This window comes from Pedobacter sp. Bi27 (assembly GCF_918698255.1).
Lineage (GTDB): Bacteria > Bacteroidota > Bacteroidia > Sphingobacteriales > Sphingobacteriaceae > Pedobacter.
On the sequence record NZ_CAKKMW010000005.1, the window covers coordinates 18,763 to 39,856 of the forward strand.

Consider the following 21,094-nt stretch of genomic DNA (forward strand, 5'->3'; position numbering starts at 1 on the left):
TTCCTAAACGAAACATTTAACCCTAAAACATGGTTATATAACCTTGATATAGTTCTTTCGGAAGCCCATGGTTCCTTGGTCAATAGTTCATAACGATAATTCCTATTTCCATGAGCAGACATTTTATTGGCTGTAGCTATTAACTACCACCATGATCCATCAACCGTTTCCCATACTTAAATCGGAATAATAACTTTAAAACTTAAGTTCCTGCCCATATTGTAAATTCCCGATCTGCCATTTGGCGAAGGGTTATAATATTCGAAATATTTTAATCTATTTAAATTTGACTGGTATGCGACATTGAAAATATTATCTGCCTGAAGAAAAACATCGCATAAGATCCTTCCTTTATTAGTTTTCAGTGTTGATCCTATTCCTCCGTTGATTAAGGTATAACCTGGCGTAAAGGTTTCGGTATTATCTAAAGCATAAAATTTATCCTGATCAGCGAAAAAAGCAGCATCAATTTTAATATAAGGCTTATCAAAAATGCCTATAGCCTTTTGAGCGGTCGCCTTGATCTCTGTTCTCACCTGCAATGGCGGAATAAAGGGCAGGTATTTAGCTTCCCTACCATGTTTATCTAATAGTTCCTGATTCTGGTTCAACCCAACCACGTAAGCCAAACTATTGTTAAAACTTAACCATTTCATCGCTGAAGGATGTAGATTTACCGAAATTTCTGCACCATATAATCTTGCTTTCGACTGCTGATACTGATAAGTTAGGTTTCCAGGAACTATAACCACTGGATTCCCATTGGCATCGGTTAAGCGCGATTGATAAATGTAGTTCTGAATATTGTTATTAAACAATTCCATACTTATTTCAGCATCTTTTAAGTAAGCAATAATGCCAATATCTTCCTGAAGGTTAAACTCTGGCTTAAAAGTCCTGTTGCCCAAATACACAATGTGCGCACCGGGATCTAATCCATTAGAACCGATTTCTGTAATGTTTGGCGCACGGTATCCCCTTGCAACATTGGCTTTAATGAGCAGTTTTTCAGAAATGTTATAGGTTAACCCCAAACTTCCTGACAAGCCATAATAGTTTTTATCAAAAGAAGGGAATTGCAATTTACCAGTGGCATCAGTCGAGCTCACCTGTTTACCAAAACCTGTTTGTGCATCGGTACCTACATAAAAATCACTCCAGTGTATATTTCTTCTGTCTATCCTGATTCCTCCGGAAACATCAATTTTACCCATCGATTTCTTTGCGAAATAAAAAGCACCGATATCGAAAAGATCATAATCGGGAATGGGAAAATCGGTAGCAGCCTTGCTCCTGTTTCCCTGGTACATGCCATTTACCCCAATGGTACTTTCGATACCGGCAAAATCTGGCAGGTTGTATTTAAGATCATAATTAAAAGTGTTTAGCACGACATAAAGCCCGGCCTGACTTGGTATTGTTGGGTGATTATATTCTCTCCTTACACTTTGTTGTCCGCCGATCAATAAATTTAAATCACTCGTTCCAAATTTAAACTGACTGGTGTTATAAAACCGGTAATGTTGAATGTGCTGATGTAAGGGATTAATGGAGTAGGTATTCAAATCACTTTCAGGCACAATAGGCCTGTTTTTAATGTCATCTCCGTCATCCAAAACCTGCCTGGTAAATCGTCGTGATAAAGAATCTCTGCTACCATCAGGAATTTCCATTAAATTATCGTAATAGGTAACGGCAGTTTTAGAAGAACCCCAGGCTTTATCTACCCTGGCACTGGCAGATAGATTGTATTCTCTAAAAGCTGTTCCGTAAACCAATCCATCAATTTTGTTTTGGTAATTATGTGCTGTTTTCCCAGTCGCCCTAAACGTATATTTCCAATCGTTTTTAATGTAGGCCAATCCGAGCGACGAACCGATCATCCCATTATTACTTTGGTAATTTGCGGTAAAATCGCCTTTCAATTTACCATCTTCAAAATTCGGGCTGTGAGGAATCATATTAATTACACCTGCTAAGGCATCAGAACCATAGGTTAGACTTGCCGGACCTTTTACAACCTCGGCCCTGGTAATACCATATTCATCTACCTCAATACCATGTTCATCGCCCCATTGCTGTCCCTCCTGCCGTAAACCATCATACAAAGTTAACACACGGTTATACCCCAAACCCCTAATAAAAGGTTTAGAAACATTTGGCCCTGTGGTAACAGCTGTAATTCCAGGAACGCCTTTAACAATAGCTTCGATCAGGTTAGTATTCACATTTTGATCCATTGATTTTTTCGAAAGGACTGCAATAGGTACAGGGCTTTTACGCAGCTGTGTGGCCCGGTTAACCCCGGTAATTACCACATCGCCTAAATCAGATGCTAAGCTTAACAGATCAGCGTTAACCAGTGCAGTATCTCCTTTTAACGTTACTTTAATTCTTTTGGACTGATAACCTATGCCCGAAAAAATGAGGTCATAATTTCCGGATGGAATACCACCTAATTGATAGGTACCGGAAACATTTGATTTGGTGGAGCCCTTAGATCCTAAAATTTTAATGGTGATATTTTCTACAGGTTCATTTTGGGAGGTGACCAAGCCTTTAACCATAACTTTTTGCGCGATGGCATTTAGCGATATAAAAAAACAGCAGCAGTATAGTAAGAATGGTTTCATGAACAGAAATGGTTTATCTAAATATAATTTTAGACAAATCTAAATTTTAATTTAAATATATCAAATTAAATATTTAGATAATATTTAACAACCTTAAAATCAAAGCATTTAAACAAAAAATAAAAGTGCTTAGCGTTGAGTTTCTTTCGAATCCGAATAATAGTTAGCAAGACATCCATCATCCATTTTACATCTCTCCTCTTACATTTTCCATCGCCTACTACATCTCTTCCAGCGCCATTTATTAGCCCATCGGCCTGGTTAGCATCCTTCGTTTCCAGTTAATTCTTTTTTTTAAAATTTAATCGATTTTGAGTAAACAGCGATAGTACTTATCTAGCTGATTATAAACAACCTGCACTTGCTGTTCATAAATCAATGCAAAATGGACAGAAAAATCTTTTGAATATTTTCAACCATATCCTGCAAATACACCGTTATTATGATTATAATTGAATACAAAAGCTTGAATAAAACTATAATACCTGAAGGATTGTTATGCCTAAAGGAGTTTTTAACAGTACTAATCTTATAAACAGAATATATGTTGGTGATTAATAATTTCGAAGAGTATGAATCACATCTAGGTAAAGAACTAGGTGTTTCGCAATGGCATACCATAGACCAAGAACAGATCAATAAATTTGCCGATGCAACCTTAGATCACCAATGGATACACACCGATCCGGAAAAAGCTAAAAATGAAGGGCCATTTAAGGCAACAATAGCACATGGATATTTAACCTTATCCTTAATTCCTTATTTATGGAAACAGATTGCGGATGTACGTAATATTAAAATGGAAATCAATTATGGTATTGAACGTTTTAAATTTGGTCAGGCAGTTTTAGTGGATAGCGAAGTGCAATTAAAAGCAAAATTAAATTGCATTAGCAATTTGAGGGGAATAACTAAAGTTACAATTCAGGCAACGCTGGTGATTAAAGACCAACCCAAACCAGCATATGTGGGTGATGTTGTATTCTTGTACCACTTCATCTGATATCATTCAATTTTGGCTACATAATTACGTTTAGTTTTCATATCAGGATTAATGATATCGGGTAACTTGATCTTGGCCAGCGACATTTCTATCGATACAGATGCATTCCGTTTTCTGGCTTCGATGGCTATGCTTGAAATGATGTTTTTTAAGGTATTCAGTGCTGCAAAATACTGACGATCAAGTGTTTTAATGGCATTCATATCGCGATTTTTCTGTTGGTATTCCAGGTTTGCTTTTTCACAACAATTGTACTGGATCTGATCTAAGTTTGATAACTTTTCGGTTATTATAGACAGCGCTGACGCGGATAGCTTAAGCCCTTTAATGTCAACAACTTTATCATCCTTAACTAAATAATTTAAGCCATTGAACGATATGGTTTTGAGCGGAGTATTATTAATGATTGCTGTGGGTTTTGGAAGCTGTTTTTTTGAATTAAAGCCATCTTCAATCAGCGCTTTGTTGTAACTAAACCGATCAGCTAAAAGTGAATCAATTAACTGGTTGCCATCCCTTATTTGAACAGCAGTTTTACCAATAGCATGAGAAGCCCTCAGATTCTTAGTTGAGTTACAGCTAAAACAAATGAATAAAATAAACCCCAAAAAAGGCAAAATTTTATTTTTCATATCCAACAATTAATCAGATGCAAATTATGGAATTAACGGTTTATTGCACTTCACAATTGATGAACAATTTACTTTACATTTATTTAAGCTGTGCTGTAGAAAAGTATATTCTTGCCAGCAATTATATTGTTTTAATGATTAGCTACATTTAAAACATGTGGGCAGAATTTCGATTTTTATAATTACAAAAAACGTTTTTTTTAGATGACTATTCTACTGCACCAAACAAACCATTTTAATGTATGCGTAAAACCGGCGTAACATATGTTTTATGTGAGTAAATAAAAGCTATACTGACAAATAACGGGTGAAAACCTGTTAAAAAGGGCGCTCTCTTTCAGCAATCCTTAATGTTGGTCCTGTTATAGGAGCCAGTTTATCACAAATATGAGAATACAAAGATGGACCAGCCGTGCTGAGCTTCAAACGCTCCGGGAGGGTGATTATATTACATACGAATCATATTCAGGACTGATAAAAGAAATAGAAGTGCATCATTTTAGAAACGAACAACATTTTTATATTAAGCTTTATAATTTAAAACAAACCATACTGATTATCACATGATCAAGATCTAAAAAACCAGAGATTATTTTAACGATCCATGTAAATCGTACTGGCGAATGCACAAGCCTATCCACGTAATTTTGATATTTTCGATTTTACAATTACACCCCGTTAACCTTTTAAGTTAAGTGACTTTTCTGAATACTTTCTTTGAGCAACGTAAATTCGTAACTAATTAGGATTCTATTTTTCGTATTTATCTTTTTCTGTTAATTTAATTCTGGCTGCCTGCTCCATCCTTTCTCAATGACGAAAAACAATAATGCAAAAATGATTTTAATGTTTAGCTAAAGTAAACAAATGTTAATTTAAATGTTAACTATTACTAAACATTTGTTTAGTAAAAATACCGATGGTATATTTGACGATAAAGTTCAAAAAATTAATTTATCCAATTTAATATAAAGCAGATGTACCCAGAAATTAAAATGGTAGTATTCGATATGGCTGGCACTACAGTGAACGAAAACAACCTAGTTTACAAAACCCTAATGGATGCAATAAATGCCGCTGGTTTTTCATATACCCTTGATCAGGTCCTTGCTGTTGCAGCCGGAAAGGAAAAAAAAGAAGCAATCAGATCGGTACTTAAAACTTACGAAGGTTCTTTTGATGAAGCCATGGTTTTTGATATATATGAAGAATTTATTGGCAAACTGAAACTGGCGTACGAAACTGAGGAAATTTTACCTCAACCAGGTTCGATTGAACTTTTTGAAAAACTTCGGGAAGAAGGAATAATTTCGGTGCTTAATACAGGTTATGACAGGGTTACTGCAGAGGCTATCCTGAGCAGACTAGGCTGGAAGGCAGGTACCGAATTCGATACGCTCGTTACTGCTTCAGAAGTTAGCCAGAATAGGCCTGAACCTGATATGATTTTATTGGCAATGAGACAGTATGGTCTTACCGATGGTAAATCGGTTGTTAAGGTTGGAGATTCAAGTATTGATATTGAAGAAGGTAAAAATGCAGGTTGCGGCTTAAACATTGGCATTACCACAGGCGCACATACACAGAAACAATTAGAAAAAGCTAAACCTGACGCGGTAATAAACAATTTAATGGAAATCTATGCTATGGTAACCAAGCAGAACTAAATAATTGAAATGATTAAATAATTGCCACGGTATATGCTAACATACAAATCGGGGCAAACGATTGTATTTAAACATAAAAGGCTCCTGGTGTTATACCAGAAGCCTTTAAATTAGCATTGTTGTAAGCCCTCCAAAGAAATTCCTTTGGAATACTGCGGTCGAGATGACAATACCCCGAAACCTGTCACCGTCACCCCAATGTTTTTCTAAAAAGCTGAACCATTCGGGATTAAAATCTCACCTTTATAATACAACCGCTTTTAAATTTCAAAACCTTAGTTATAGTTAGGGTTCTGGGTCATCTGGGGATTAGCCAATAATTCCTTTTGCGGAATCGGCCATACCATATCCCGGTTGGCCTTTGCCGACCTAACCTCTACATTTACGGGTTGATTGGTTGCAGGATCTATAGCACCATAAACCTGACCGTTCATTACCTGTTCGAATATTTCCCATCTACGGATATCGTAATAACGCACACCTTCAAAAGCAAGTTCAACCCGTCTCTCCCTCCGCACCAACTCCCGCAGTTTTTCCTGAGTATTGTATACCGCCGTGTTAACATTTGGCATACCCGCCCTATTTCTGATTTCATTGAGGTATTTAACTACATCGGGATTACTATAATCATTAAGTTCTACCAGACACTCCACATAGTTTAACAATACTTCAGCGTAACGCATAATCATATAATCCAAAGTTCTGGTACCTGTCTTATCCTTCGGATCGAGGTATTTATTTATCCAATAGCCTGTTGCCGTAGAGTTCTGATCTCCCAATTTATCAAGACCAGCTTCAAAAGGTTTTAGCACTACGCCAGTATAAGTACTACCGGGCAGGATAACGGAAGCAATAAGTCTAGGATCGCGGTTGTTTTTATAGTTTGGCTCTTTGGTGTATATAGCCAATGAATCGGGACCAAGTTCTGCCAAAGTTTTTCCTTGTTTAGTTTCATAGGCGTTAACCATTGATGCTGTTGGCGATACCACAGTTTTTCCACCTGTACCCTGAGGCGCAAAGGTATTCCATTGGTTACCTCCACTGGTAATCTCCCTAAAAAAGATACGTTCGTTGTTAATCTCACCAGTATAAAGGAACAGGTCTGCATAGCTGGTTTTTATTGTGGTACTTTTACGCAGGCTGTAATCTCCCATATCGATAATCTTTTTGGCCGCATTTTTGGCCCTTTCATAATCCTTGTTATATAATGCAAATTTAGATATCAAGCCCCAACAAGTAGCAGCCGACATACGTTTAAGATCCACATTATCTATATATTTATTAGGAAGAGCACCGCTGTTTGCGCATTCAGTAAGTTCAGAAACCACAAAATCGTATACTTCTTTTGCAGTACTCCTCGGAAGATAACTTCCAGCAGGGGTTACCGATTGTTTCATGATGGTAATTCCGCCAAAAAACATCGATAGCTCCATATGGTAGTAAGCTCTTAATGCCCTCGCCTCTGCCAGATACTGATTTTTTAGTTTTTCAACTGGCATATAAGCCCTATCAATATTTTCCAAAAAGCGGTTTGCTCTTCTTATATCGCGGTAATCGTCATCCCAGATTCCTGTTCCCACACCCCAATTGGCACCTTGAAGGCCTTTTACATAAGATTCGTAATCGCCACGAAGGCTCTGTCTGGCTACAGCATTATCGCTGAGTGCATCCAAAAACATCAATTGTCTGCCAGATGATCCGTCGGGAATTCCGGCATAGATTGAGTTCAGTGCGGCAGTAATGTTTGCTTCGGTATTCCACCAGGTTTCATCATCCACATCTGTCGGGTTATCGTGCGTCAGGAATTTTTCACATCCACTGAAAATGATCAGCAGAAGAGAGAAGAATAAATAATATATCTTTTTCATGTCCTTTAAAGGTTAGAATTTAATGCTAAGTCCAATAGTATAAAGTTTTACCAGTCCATAGGTCCATTGGTATCCCCTGCTCTCCGGATCGGTAATCTTAACAGAAGTGAAGGTGAAAGGGTTCTGGGCATTGAAATAAGCCCTTATGGAATTTACACCTAGCTTTTTTACCAGTGGCGCCTGAAAACTATAGCCAAGCTGAAGGTATTTCACCCTTAGGTAAGACCCGTTCTGGAACCAGAAATCGGAAGATACCTTGTTGTTGGCCGGTGCAATGTTCAGCCTAGGGAAACGGGCATCTGTATGCTGTGGTGTCCAGTAATTATCAGCATAATATGTTGTTGGCACCCCTCCATCAGCACTAAAGTCGAATGGATAGGCAAACATACCGTATAGCACTGCATCTGATTTTCCCGTTCCCTGTACGAGCGCTTCCAGATCGAAATTCTTATAGGCAATGCGGAAATTGGCAAAATAGGTAAGTTCCGGTATAGGGTTACCGATAAGCCCTTGATCGCCCAAACCGATTACCTTATCTCCGTCGATATCCAGATATCGGATATCACCTGGTTTTGAATTGGGCAGGACTGGTATTATGGGTTTTCCAGCGGCATCAAAATCACTCGCCTGCAATAAGCCGTTTGTACGGTAGCCAAAAATACCATTAATAGGCCCACCAACTCTTGATATTGTTGTAGTGGTAATGATATCGCCACCTTGAAGTTTGCGAACTTCGTTTTTATTATACGATAGTCCTGGTCTGAACGAAATATTAAAATCCTGCCCAAGCCTGTCGTTGTAGTTCATTGATAACTCCCAACCGCTGTTCCTTACCTCGCCTGCATTTACAGGAACATCAGATTCGAAACCACCAACCAGAGGAAGGGTTGGGTTAAGGATAATATCCTTAGTGAGTTTATTATAATAATCGAAAGTCAATTCGAGTTTATTGTCTTTAAAAAGTCCTACATCCAAACCAAGATCGAGCATATTTACTGATTCCCAGGTAATATCCGGATTACCATAGGTGGTTTCTACCCCGCTGGAATTGTTGATCAGCGTTTGATAACGGTACAAACCTATGTTATCGTTACCAAGCTTACCGTATGAGGCCCGGATCTTGAAATTGTTGATCAAACTGCTTTCTTTAAGGAAGTTCTCATTGTGGAGGTTCCAGCCGAGTGCAACAGAAGGAAATACACCAAACTTATTTCCGGGACCAAACCGGGAAGAGCCATCGGTACGGATTGTTCCCTCCAGCAAGTACTTGTCTTTGTAAGCATAATTTAATTTTGCATAACCCGACATGATGGAGAATACCTCCCACGCACCACTGTTGGTTTCTTCCTGAGAATAGCCACCAAGTGCAAATAGCCTGTGGTCACCCCAGTCAAGCGTGTAATCTGCTGTTAAACCAGCATAATAGTAAGTAGTCCTTGCCATGGTGGTAGCCCGTTGTAAAGCCCACGTACGCAGCAGGTTGCCTGTAAAGTAATCGAAGTGATTAAAGTTCTCTCTGGTATCGCGTGTTACGTCGCTGTTCAGGCGAAAACTAAACTGTCCTTTCAGGTTAAAGTTTCTGAACATCTCCCATTTGGGCTGAAGGTTAATACTGGTTTGCCCAAACTCTGCGGCCCTTTTGCCGCCCACTTCTGCATAAGCCAGTGGATTTACGATATCAACATATTGGCCATAGAATGTCCTTCCATCCTTTTCAGGAAATCTGGGGATAATGGTTGGCGGTACACGGTACATATCCTCCAGAAGCCTGTTTCCAGTATTGCCGGTTGCACTGATTCTATTGGGCTGCTGGGTATCTCTTTTGATGGCAAGCAGATCCAGGTTAACCTGAAACTTATCACTTAGCGATATGGTGGTATTTGCGCGGATATTGAAACGTTTCATATTACTTAGCGGAATAATGCCTTTCTGGTAAGTATAATTGCCGGTAAGGGCAAAACGGGCGATACTACTTCCTCCACTGAGCGATAGTGAACTACTCGTAATGGGCGCTGCATCATCTATCAGCATATCCAACCAATTGGTATTGGCAAAAGCCTTTCCGTTATTGGCTACCGGATCCATCCCATTACGCGTATTATCAATCTGTTCTTGCGTAAAAGGTAATGCATTGGTGGGATTGTTATTGTAACTAGCCTCATTATACATGCGCATATAAGTAGGTGCATCAACCGTGGCTGGTAGCGCTGAGGCATGCTGTACACCATAATAACCGTCATAAACTAAGGATACTTTTCCGGGTACACCACGTTTGGTAGTCACCACGATTACCCCGTTTGCGCCACGAGAACCATAGCTGGATGCGGCAGCAGCATCTTTAAGCACCGTAACACTCTCAACAGTAACCGGATCGATATGGTTCATATCCATCGGTATACCATCTACAAGCACCAATGGATCGGAGTTGCCTAATGTACTTATTCCCCTGATTTTGATCGCCGCAGCATCTCCTCCAGGAAGACCAGATGATTGGGTTACATTTATCCCTGTAACCCCGCCCTGTAACGATTGTGAGAGCGTGGTAATGGGTTTCCCCTCAATATTCGATTTAACGTTCAATGAAGCAATAGAGCTGGCAATATGTTTTTTCTGCTGCTCGTTAAGGCCAACCACTACCACTTCGTTAAGGGCAGAAACATTCTCTTTTAATGATAAGTTAAGGCTCCGATCGGCCTTTACCACGGTGTATTCAAAACTAGAGAAGCTGACCATCGAAAAGACCAAAACATCTCCTTTTTTGGCCTTTATAGTAAAATATCCATCTCCATCGGTGCTCGTTCCAATAGTAGAGCCCTTTATCCGGATGCTTACCCCAGGTAATACCCCTGGTGGTTCGTGGGTATCGTATACACGTCCCCGTAAGGTGAGTAAACTATCCTGAGGTATACTTTCACTTCTTTCTTTTGAGAGGATAACTACCTGCCTGCCTGATATTGCATAAGTTAGGCCGCTATCTCTTAGCGCAAGGTCGAGGATTTCTTTTAAGGTCTTATTGTTCAGCTTCAGGTTAAGTTCTTCGTATCGGTTGAGTTTGATGAAATCGTCTTTATAAATAATCTGATAATTGCTCTGCTTCTGGATCTGCTGGAATAACTGTGGCAGATTGCCCTTAAGGAGGTCTATATCCATCTTTTCCTGGGCACTGGTACTGGCATAAGCGCTCATCATTCCTATCCATAATAAAACCATCGTTACTTTCATAGTTCTTATTATTTTAGTTTTGAGCCTGAAATAGCGTGCATGAGGTTCACATACATGAAGTTTTTTCATATTTTTGTTAATGAGTTAAATAATAGCTTGAATTGGTTATTGTTTGAAGGAGATGTTGCCGCATCTCCTTTTTTTATCAAGTTGGTTAGCGTTTTTTCAGTTCCAACCTCCTTTCGCTATCATTGTAGGTATATGGTGTACCTAAACATAAGGTTTGTATCACATCAGCCACGCTGCGCTGCAGGTCGAGTCTTCCAGAGAATCGCTCTCCCGAAAGGTCCAATCCGCCTATGCTAATTTCGATATGGTAATATCTGGCTATGCGTTGTATAATTTCATTAAGTGGTTCGCTCTGCATATCCACATAACCTGCTTTCCAGGCTTCGAATTCGGCAGTTTTAACCTGCGAAATGTGAACGTTGTTACTTTTAGCATCAATACTGATCTGTTGTCCGGGCACCAATTTCTTTTCTACCCTGTTTAACCAGCTGCCTGTAGAAAAGGCGATACTGCCCTGAACCAATACAGCATAATTCTGATCGCTTTTAGTATTGGAACTCACATAAAATTCTGTTCCCAAAACCTTTATTTCCATACTTTTTGCCCTTACAAAGAAAGGATGTAGTTTATCGTGGCTAACATCAAAATAACCTTCGCCCTCCAGATATACTTCTCTGGTATCGCCCTGAAAGGTTATCGGGTAGATTAGTTTTGAGCCTGAGTTTAACCATACTTTTGTGCCATCAGGAAGACTAACGGCAGAACGCCTGCCTTCGCCAACCACCACTGTGTTATAATCGTTTGTAGTAATGATATCATCGTGCAAGGATATATCGGTAACTTTACCCGTTTTATCTTTTGAGCGTTCTATTATCTGATCAGGACTTTTTTTATTCAGATTCTGCGCCGCAAATTCCATCAGCTTATGAGTGGGTGTATTTTTGCTGTACTGCCAAAATCCGATTCCAAACGCGACCAACAGCACTGCGGCTGCCTGTAAATAGGGTTTAAGTGAAAATCTTTTAGTCTTAAGTGTGGTACTTTCTGCTATTTTCTCCCAAAGCACAGCCGCTTCCAATGGTTCCAGTTTTTCCTGCCCTGCACTTTTAACGGTTATCTTAATCTCATCTGCCAGTTCGCGTTCACTATCGGAAATGTGGTTCTCTTCCCCCTGGGGCATACGCCCTGAAAGTAAATCTTCGGCCCTGTATCTATTCTTCGAATCCATGTATCAACTATATAATAACCACAGAGTGATGAATCGGAATTTTATAGACTATAAATTGAAAATATTTTCAAAAAGGCACCAGAAAGGCTCTTAGGCAAGTATTTTATAGATATGGCTTACCACCATACGCTCGCGTAGCTGCTTTATTCCGCGATACACCAAAGTTCTACAGGTCTCTAAAGAAACATTCATAATAGCTGAAATCTCTTCATAATCCAGTTCTGAATTGAACCGAAGGTAAAGTGCTTCTTTTTGTCTGCTAGGGAGCAGTTCAAGCTGCCTGCTGAGTTTTCCCAATAGCTCCGACTGGCGCTCATCGTTTATTATCTGCTCTTCCATGCTACCAGATAACAAGAAAGGGATTTCAAAATGCTGGTTAATTTCGGCTGCTTTCTTTTTCAGCACTAAGCATATCTTCCGTTTAAGCGAGGTGAAAAGATAGGATTTTACATTTACCTCTAAAGCAAGTGTGCGGTGATACTTAAAGAGATCTACAAAGAGGTCTTGTATTGCATCCTTTACCAGTTCAGTATCTGTGGTAAACCTGAGCCCGAAAGAATAAAGCATATCAGCAAATTCCGTATACAACAGTTTCATAGCGCCATCGTCGCCGTTAATAAATGATGTCCATAAATCTCTATATGCCTCTTTCGACATCGTTTGCTGTTTTTTTCAGGTATATACATCCGGCCGATATACCAAGGATCTGAACGTTATGTCAATATTAAGAAAAAAAATTTAGACCCGGGATGTTTAAGCCGCAACCTACATTATCCGTTTAAATTTAAGGGCAAGCCAGGATTAACAATTTGTTAAACTCCGAAATGAAGCCTCCTGCGCACTTCAAGTTAATCTAAACATAAAACCTTTTAAACAGGTAAAGCGTTTATTTTTAGATAACTTAGATCACAACTAAATATAAGCATATGAATACACAGGAAGTAGCTGACAAACTGGTGCAGCTTTGCCGTGAAGGCAAACACGAACAAGCCATTGATGAACTTTACGGTGACAATGTTGTAAGCAAAGAGCCAAAAGGCTCGCCAATGGAATTAACAGAAGGCAAAGATGCTGTTAAAAAGAAAACCATACAATGGGAAGAAAGTGTGGAAGAGATACATAGCTCTTCGTGCTCAGAACCAATTGTAGCAGACAATCATTTTGCTATTGTAATGAACATTGATGCCACTTATAAAGCCCATGGAAGAATGGCCATGAGTGAAATCTGTGTTTATGAGGTTAAAGACGGAAAAATCGTAGCCGACGAGTTTTTCTATCGCATGGGGTAAAATATAAAAAGCCCCGATATCCATCTGGGCTTTTATAATCAACTAACCTAAACTTATAAATACTAACCAAATATTTATACCGCAAAACTAATGACCGATTATTAACTCAATGTTAAATATTTATCACTTGTTATCTGAAATTGGTTACACCGCATTAGCTCATTAAATCGTAAAACACCACTTATCGGGCAAAAAAAGAATCAAATTAGCCTTGCCTTTCTGTGAAGGAAAATGTTTTATTACCTTTAAATAAAGGAGCAATTTCTAACCATAAAACGTATAAAATTGATGACCATACCCAATCAGCAAGACCTTTCAAAAAAACATCAACTCATTTCCGATCTATTTAGATGGCCCACCAAAGCTTCTGAGTGGGAACAATACAAACTCAGCAACGAGCAACTTGATTTTTTTAAGACGTTTGGATACGTTAGCGATATAAAGTTATTGGACGAATGGCAAGTTGAGCGGTTGAACAAAGAATTAGCAGAAATTATAGATCCTGCACACCCGTTAAATGGGCTGTTTCATGAGTTTCACAGCAATGAATCTGCCGATCCTAATTCAGTTTTATTTCATGCTTTAGGCGCCTGGCGAATTACAGAAGGCTTTCATGATGTGATATGGAATCCCGCTTTTGCGATGGCGGCCAGTCAGATTTTAGGTAATAAAGGTGTACGTTTCTGGCACGATCAGTTGTTCTGTAAACCAGCAAAACATGGAGGAGTTGTAGCCTGGCACCAGGATTATTCTTATTGGACACGCACCGGACCCATGCAACATTTAACCTGTTGGGTTGGATTGGATGATGCAACTACCGAAAACGGTTGTTTATATTATGTACCTAAAAGCCACAACTGGGGCTTGCTGGATAAACCAGATTTAGCTGGGGATATGGAAGGCTTAATGCAGTATTTAACCGAAGAGCAGAAAGCAGAATTTAACCCAATCCCAATCGAACTTAAAAAGGGATATGCTACGTTTCACCATCCTTTGATGGTTCATGGCTCGTTCCAAAATAAATCACCACGCTCAAGAAGTGCTTTCGTTTTAAATGTATTTACTGACGGTACCGAATCGAATACCGACGAAGCCTTACTTAAGGGAGTGGAACCTATTGGTGCAGGACATAAAATGGAAGGGCAGTTTTTTCCGCTGATATTTTCTCCCAATAGTCTAATGCCATTAAGTTGATCGAAGTGATGGTTTAAATACAGAAGTTATTGTGATTTAAATATAAATAACCGGTGTAAAGAAAAAATTAACTCCCTCTTGATGATCCATTTATAATAAAACGATCTATTCGTTTCCATAGGCGCTTTAGATCACTTCAACTAAGCCGTACATTTGTAAAAAAGACACAATGAACGATATTACAGATTACCCTGTGTTGGCATATGTTGTTAAGCTTATCAAAAACACCATTACCGACATCAAAACAGAATATATTGCCCCAGCAAGCGTAGAACTTAAGGACGGCAATGACACGATATACCTTCAACAGCGATCGGATGAAAATGGTAACCCTTCAACAATTTTCATCAAAGACCCAAAGGATATCATCTTCAGTGAAGACCTGCTTCCCGCTTTGAAGAACCTACAGGAAGGAGCTGAAGGAAAAACAGCACAAGAGCTATTGAATGCCAGGGTGATCATCAACGAATTGGATGTAGAAACACACCTGATCTTCCATGCAGTAAAGGATCATTTTGACGAAATTAGCAACAGCTATGAATTTTCTAAGGCAATTGAAAAACAGGCAGACAAAATAAAAAGCAAATTTAAGTTCGGGAGTCATGCCTTTGAGCTTACTGTGGCCAATCATGCACAGCTGATCTCTGTTACAGCAGACTTTCCTTCTTCATTTGACGAGTCTATCAAAAAGACTATCGAAAATGACGCAGCTAAGGTTCAACTGGCGGTCCAAAAAATATTCAGATAAGTAACAACAGCAGCATATTAAGATTGAAACTAAAAGGAAATGCCCTGGCTTGTTGCCAAGGGCATTTCTCTCCAAATAATACTGTTTTATTTTACGTTCTTCTTCTCTGCCGGCTATTTAACAGTTATCTTCAGTTTCTGGGAAATATTATTTGATGAATTTCCAAGCTGCAGGATAAAGTCTCCAGGTTCAACGTTCCAATCCTTTTTGCTTTCATCATAGAAGGCGAAATCTGCCACTTTTACATCCATTTCAACAACTTTCATTTCCCCTGGCTGCAGAAATACTTTTTCAAAGGCTTTCAGCTCTTTTACCGGGCGCGGAACACTGCAAACAGGATCGTTCACATACAACTGAGCAACCTCAGCCCCATAGCGTGCTCCTGTGTTCTTAACAGTGAATCTGACCTTGATGATTTCGTCTTTACTATAAGTCGACTTATCTGCAGAAAGAGTGCCTAAATTAAAGCTGGTATAAGAAAGGCCGTATCCGAAGGCGTATTGAGGTACTATTTTTTTTGTATCAAACCAACGGTAGCCGACCAAAATATCTTCCTTGTAATATTGGTTAATACTATCTCCAGGATAGGAAATTTTACCGTAAAAATGTGCACCGTTATCTTCCAGCTTTTTTGGAAAAGAGAATGGCAGCTTACCAGAAGGGTTTACTTCCCCTGAAATAACATCAGCCAATGCAGATCCAGCCTCTGAACCAAGATACCATCCCTGAATAATGGCTGGCACCTTATCTACCCAAGGCATCGATACTGCATTACCACTAAGCAGTACTACAGCTGTATTTTTATTTGCTTTCAATAAAGCATCAATCAGTTTATCCTGGCCAAAAGGAAGACTTAACGATTTGCGGTCGCCACCTTCACAATCCTGAAAGTGGTTTTTATTCAGTCCTCCGATAAAGAATACAACCTCGGCATCTTTAGCAACTTCGATCGCCGCATTCATCAAAGAATCAGCATTTAGCTTGGACGGTTCTTCACGTCCGTACATTGATGGCCCCGAAGCATATCCAAGACTGTATACTACATGGTCTTTCCCATATTTAGCAATCAATCCATCCAAAGGCGATTTTTCATAAGCCACCTTTAGTGATGATGATCCCCCGCCGATGACCAGACTGCGATCGGCATTTTCACCGATAACAGCAATCTTTTTGAATTTACCGTTTGTAACAGGAAAAAACTGTTTATCATTCTTTAAAAGCACAATGCCTTCCTGAGCAATTTTACGTGCAGCTTCACTGTGTTCGGGAGAAACGAAACGGCCAAAGGGCCTGTTGGCGCTCATGGTGGTACGGAAAATCAAACGTAATATCCGGCGGGCTTTATCATTAAGTAAAGCAATATCATATTTCCCCTCTTTAATGCCTTTAAGGAACGGATTGGCCAGATAGTATTCTGAGTAAGGAAACTTTCCCTTTGTTGTTAAACCATCGGTGTAGGTACCCATTTCCAGATCGAGCCCGTTGTTAACCGCCTGATCGGTGCTATGTACACCTCCCCAATCACTAATCACCACACCATCGAATTTCCAGTCTTTTTTTAGGATTTTGTTCAGAAGCAGGTCATTGTGGCAACAATGTTCGCCTCTAAATTGATTGTAAGCACCCATAATCGACCAGGCTTTTCCTTCCTGCACTGCAGCCTTAAAAGCAGGTAAATAAATTTCATACAAAGCACGGTCACTCAGATCAACATTGATGTGCCCACGCCATTCTTCCTGGTTATTCAGTGCAAAATGTTTTACGCATGCCGCTACGCCGATGGATTGAACACCCTGAATGTAAGGCACCACCATACGTGAACTTAGATAAGGGTCTTCGCCCAAATATTCAAAATTACGCCCGTTCAATGGTGTACGGTAAATGTTTATTCCAGGGCCTAATAACACGGTTTTATTGCGGTAACGTGCTTCTTCTCCAATTGATTTACCATAAAGCAGCGATAATTTAGGATTAAAAGAAGCTGACAGACAGGTAAGTGCCGGAAAGGCCGTACAAGAATCGTTTGTCCAGCCGGCACCGCCCCATTCATCCCATAAAACTTCCTCACGGATGCCGTGAGGGCCGTCATCGGTCCAAACTTCAGGAATTCCTAAGCGTGGTACACCTTTTGAACTAAACTTAGACTGGGCATAACAAAGCGACACTTTTTCTTCGGTGGTCATTGCTGAAAGTGCATTTTCAACCCGCTCTTCAATGGGTTTATTTATATCAAGGTAAACAGGCAGCTTTTGTTGTGCATTAACCATTAACCAGGCTCCTGTTGCTACTACAGTTAAAAATATCGATTTCATTTAATTATATTCTTTTGTGTTTAGTTTTTATCGTTTTTGCCTGAAAGATTTACTGGCTGCCTACCTGGAAAGCCAGCGAAAGGGCTGTTTTTGATTACCCCTGCATTACCTGTTCTTTACCCTTTGTTGCTACCAAGCTAACCCCAAGGTTACCCCAGGGTTACCCCGGCGTTACCTTTTCTTTACCTAAAAGGTAAAGCCAGAGCTTGCTTTCGCAGAATGGCACCACCGCCAACGGTTATGCTGCCCTTAAGCAGGGCGCCACAAGCGGCCCAGCACTTATACTACCTGCCACGACTTTAACGGCTCATTTTAGCTCAATAGCGGTCTTAATTAGCTCAATTTAGCTCAATTCAGCTCAAAATGAGGTACCAATGCTGCTAATCTGCTAGGTTTGAACATGGATTTAAACAAAAATTATGGAAACGCATTTGCTTATTAATCAAGTCTTCAGAGTTTCACTACCGTTTTAGCACCGTTGTATTGAACAACTTTAGCCGGTGCAGTTGAATTACCGATGGCAACCACTCTAAAAATCCTTTTGGTTAACATCCCTTCGTAAGCCCCCTCGAGATTGCTGATTGTTAGCGTACCAGCAGCATGGTTGTACTCAAAATTGATCGTTGAAAATGCACCCTTTTCGTAATTATAGTTATTGCCCTCGTCTTCATATAAACTGAACTTGCCATCTTTTCCTTTATAAACCCTGATCTCAATATCATCAGCTTTCTTTTCTGAAGTATATTGCATCACATCACCAACAGGCAAAATAGTACCTGCAGGAACAAAAAGAGGAATACGCTCAAGCGGTGCTTCTATATTCAACTTTTGGCCGCCTTCAATTTGTTTACCTGTATAGAAATCATACCAGCGGTTTCCTGCCGGAAAATAAACTTCGCGGCTACGCGCTTTATAACTATAAACAGGGCAAACCATCAAGCCTGAACCCAAAAGAAACTGGTCACTTACACCGTAGGTTTGTTTATCAGCAGTATAATCCATTGCGAGCGATCTCATCAGGGTATAATCTTTATGATACGCCATTCCTGCCAACGAATAGATGTAAGGCATTAAGCGGTAGCGGAGTTCATCGTAATAAACCAGGCTTTTGTAAACCGGATGGCCTTCTGGAGCAAGGTTATAAATTTCGCGGTAAGGAAACTGGCCATGACTGCGGAACAGCGGGCAAAATGCCCCAAACTGGAACCAACGTAGATTTAATTCACGCCATTCTTTCAGGTCGGCATTCTCATTGCCTGTCTCGTCAAAAATAAGCTGGCCATCTCCATAACGTTTCTCCACGCAGAAGCCACCAATATCCATTGTCCAGAACGGAATACCCGACATCGCAAAATTAAGCCCGGCAGGAATCTGCGCTTTTAGGTCTTCCCATCTTGATGCGATATCGCCACTCCAGGTAGCGGTAGAATACCTTTGTAAACCCGCAAAACCAGATCGCGTTAACAAAAATACCCGTTTGTTATTATCTGCTTCACGCTGCCCATTATAAATAGCGTTGGCGTTCATCAGTGCATATGCATTAAAGTATTTTGTAGAAGAACCCAGCGCAGTAGGCCCACATAGTTTCTTTCGGTACTCCATATCGGTACAATCGCGAATGTTGGGCTCGGAAGCGTCCATCCACCAGGCATCGAATCCTTTTACGTAAAGGTTTTCTTTCATCTGTTTCCAAAAAAGTTTTTGCGCATCGGGGCTATAGGCATCGTAGAAAGATCCAACATAACCCGGGCCTATCCAATCGCGTACACTATCCTGCACCGCCTGCATATACATCCATCCTTTTTGCTTAAATTGTTTAAAATGATCTGTTGTAGCATAGAATTTTGGCCATACCGATATCATGATATTTGCATTTTCTTTATGCACCGAGTCTACCATTCCTTTGGCATCAGGAAACCGTTTCAGGTCAAACTGATGGCTTCCCCAGGCATTTTCGGGCCAATAATTCCAATCAAGCACGATATTATCAAGCGGAATCTGACGTTTCCGGTATTCACTTACCACATTTAATAGCTCATCCTGGGTTTTGTAACGCTCGCGGCTCTGCCAAAAACCCATTGCCCATTTGGGCATAATGCTCGCCTTGCCGGTCAGCGTGCGGTAACCACTGATTACTTCGTCCATGTTTTTACCGGCCACGAAATAATAATCCATCTTATCGCCCATTTCTGACCAAAAGGATATATTGCCATTTTTTTCTATCGGAGACGATGAAAGTGCTTTAAGACCAACATAGGAAACACCTCCATCAGGTTTCCACTCCAGTCTTATTTTGGTGCGTTTTCCCTTTGTTAAGGAGAAAGGAAACCGATAAGTATTCGGGTTCCATGAAGTTCTCCAACGCTCCGGTACTACCAATTTTCCATCAAGCCATACTTTGGTGTAACCTGCATAATAAAGACTAAACTTGTAAATATCAGTTTGGTTGGCAAGAATTTCTCCTTCCCAGACTACAGAACCGTTGTTAAAATCAAAATCTGCAGGAAATTTCTTCACAGTTGTGAGGTTTTCATAATCGATTGCCGACTCCTGACGGATAATAGGCGCGTTATTTTTTTGATTATATGTAGCGGTAAGAAAACCTTTTTTGCCTTGTTTATTAAAGAGGGTGAACTGATTCAGGTCTTTATAATCCCGGGGATCGCCGTATTTGCTCTGCGAATAATTATCCCACAATACACCATAGTTGTTTGTAGACATAATGAATGGCACAGCCACCTTCGTATTGTACTGGAAGAGGTCTTCGCTTTTATGTTTATAGTTAAAATCGTCAGACTGATGCTGCCCGAGCCCATAAATGGCCTCACCCGGGGTACCCGAGAAGACCTGTTGCATGGTATATCCTTTATCGTTTTCGACATTAATAGGGCTAAAACTTCTTTTTGCCTCCTGCAGCACTACTTTCCCAAATTTATCAGTAAATGAAACCTTACCTGTAACAAGGGAAACCTTGACGGTAAGCTCCTGGGTAGAGAGTTGGGCAAATTCCACATTCTCTGTTACTTTGAAAGGTACTGTCGGAGTCAATCCGGCTACTACACAAAGGCTTGTAACCTGGGGAATAGTGCTTTCGGGTGAAGCCTGTACCCTAACAATCCGGCTGTTGATCACATTTATTTCAATAGTTTTGGCAGCTCCCCCCTTGGGGTGGACCTTCATCCCATTCTCCAGCGTCTCAACAGCTTCAGCGGCAAGCAGTCTCCCAGCAGCAAATAACAATATAATAAAGAAAGAGAATCGTTTCATAACGGAACAAAGAATTAATTGG

General features: G+C 40.1%; 13 protein-coding genes. 5 read left to right on the forward strand and 8 right to left on the reverse strand.

The genetic code is table 11. The features are described from left to right. Positions 1–176 precede the first annotated feature (176 nt). A complete protein-coding gene (locus LQ227_RS17280) occupies positions 177–2,633 on the reverse strand; it encodes a TonB-dependent receptor (RefSeq protein ID WP_230150125.1) in 2,457 nt (818 codons plus the stop codon). A gap of 544 nt (positions 2,634–3,177) precedes the next feature. Between LQ227_RS17280 and LQ227_RS17285 the strand changes: the two genes are divergently transcribed. Beyond that, the gene (locus LQ227_RS17285) at positions 3,178–3,636 is read left to right on the forward strand and encodes a MaoC family dehydratase (protein WP_029274701.1); all 459 of its coding nucleotides are present in this window, start codon (positions 3,178–3,180) and stop codon (positions 3,634–3,636) included. A 2-nt stretch (positions 3,637–3,638) separates the two neighbouring features. Here LQ227_RS17285 and LQ227_RS17290 read toward each other — a convergent pair whose 3' ends face one another. Next, positions 3,639–4,268 carry a hypothetical protein gene (locus tag LQ227_RS17290; protein ID WP_230150127.1) on the reverse strand — a complete coding sequence of 210 codons (630 nt, stop codon included), beginning with the start codon at positions 4,266–4,268 and terminating at the stop codon, positions 3,639–3,641. Positions 4,269–5,245: 977 nt separating this feature from the next. Here LQ227_RS17290 and LQ227_RS17295 point away from each other — a divergent pair. Further along, positions 5,246–5,935 (forward strand): phosphonatase-like hydrolase, encoded by a 690-nt coding sequence (locus tag LQ227_RS17295; protein ID WP_230150130.1) that lies wholly within the window; start codon positions 5,246–5,248, stop codon positions 5,933–5,935. A 275-nt stretch (positions 5,936–6,210) separates the two neighbouring features. Here the strand turns inward: LQ227_RS17295 and LQ227_RS17300 are convergent, their stop codons facing one another. From LQ227_RS17300 to LQ227_RS17315, 4 genes are all read right to left on the reverse strand, one after another. After that, positions 6,211–7,803: a RagB/SusD family nutrient uptake outer membrane protein gene (locus tag LQ227_RS17300; protein ID WP_230150132.1), complete on the reverse strand. Its 1,593-nt coding sequence runs from the start codon at positions 7,801–7,803 to the stop codon at positions 6,211–6,213. 12 nt (positions 7,804–7,815) lie between these two features. Then, positions 7,816–11,025, reverse strand: coding sequence for a TonB-dependent receptor (locus tag LQ227_RS17305; protein WP_230140387.1), 3,210 nt, complete (start codon positions 11,023–11,025; stop codon positions 7,816–7,818). Positions 11,026–11,179: 154 nt separating this feature from the next. Continuing rightward, on the reverse strand, positions 11,180–12,262 hold the full coding sequence (locus LQ227_RS17310; RefSeq protein WP_230150134.1) for a FecR family protein: 1,083 nt from the start codon (positions 12,260–12,262) through the stop codon (positions 11,180–11,182). A 90-nt stretch (positions 12,263–12,352) separates the two neighbouring features. Further along, on the reverse strand, positions 12,353–12,919 hold the full coding sequence (locus tag LQ227_RS17315) for an RNA polymerase sigma factor (RefSeq protein ID WP_230150136.1): 567 nt from the start codon (positions 12,917–12,919) through the stop codon (positions 12,353–12,355). 269 nt (positions 12,920–13,188) lie between these two features. Here LQ227_RS17315 and LQ227_RS17320 point away from each other — a divergent pair, with 269 nt between their 5' ends. From LQ227_RS17320 to LQ227_RS17330, 3 genes are all read left to right on the forward strand, one after another. After that, positions 13,189–13,551 (forward strand): nuclear transport factor 2 family protein, encoded by a 363-nt coding sequence (locus LQ227_RS17320; protein WP_230032655.1) that lies wholly within the window; start codon positions 13,189–13,191, stop codon positions 13,549–13,551. A 288-nt stretch (positions 13,552–13,839) separates the two neighbouring features. After that, complete coding sequence (locus LQ227_RS17325) at positions 13,840–14,745, forward strand: phytanoyl-CoA dioxygenase family protein (RefSeq protein ID WP_230150138.1); 906 nt, start codon at positions 13,840–13,842, stop codon at positions 14,743–14,745. Positions 14,746–14,914: 169 nt separating this feature from the next. After that, positions 14,915–15,493 carry a hypothetical protein gene (locus LQ227_RS17330; protein WP_230150140.1) on the forward strand — a complete coding sequence of 193 codons (579 nt, stop codon included), beginning with the start codon at positions 14,915–14,917 and terminating at the stop codon, positions 15,491–15,493. 113 nt (positions 15,494–15,606) lie between these two features. Here LQ227_RS17330 and LQ227_RS17335 read toward each other — a convergent pair whose 3' ends face one another. Continuing rightward, the gene (locus LQ227_RS17335) at positions 15,607–17,805 is read right to left on the reverse strand and encodes a beta-glucosidase (protein WP_230150142.1); all 2,199 of its coding nucleotides are present in this window, start codon (positions 17,803–17,805) and stop codon (positions 15,607–15,609) included. A 450-nt stretch (positions 17,806–18,255) separates the two neighbouring features. Then, positions 18,256–21,072 (reverse strand): TIM-barrel domain-containing protein, encoded by a 2,817-nt coding sequence (locus LQ227_RS17340; protein ID WP_305800045.1) that lies wholly within the window; start codon positions 21,070–21,072, stop codon positions 18,256–18,258. Between the last annotated feature and the right edge of the window lie 22 nt (positions 21,073–21,094).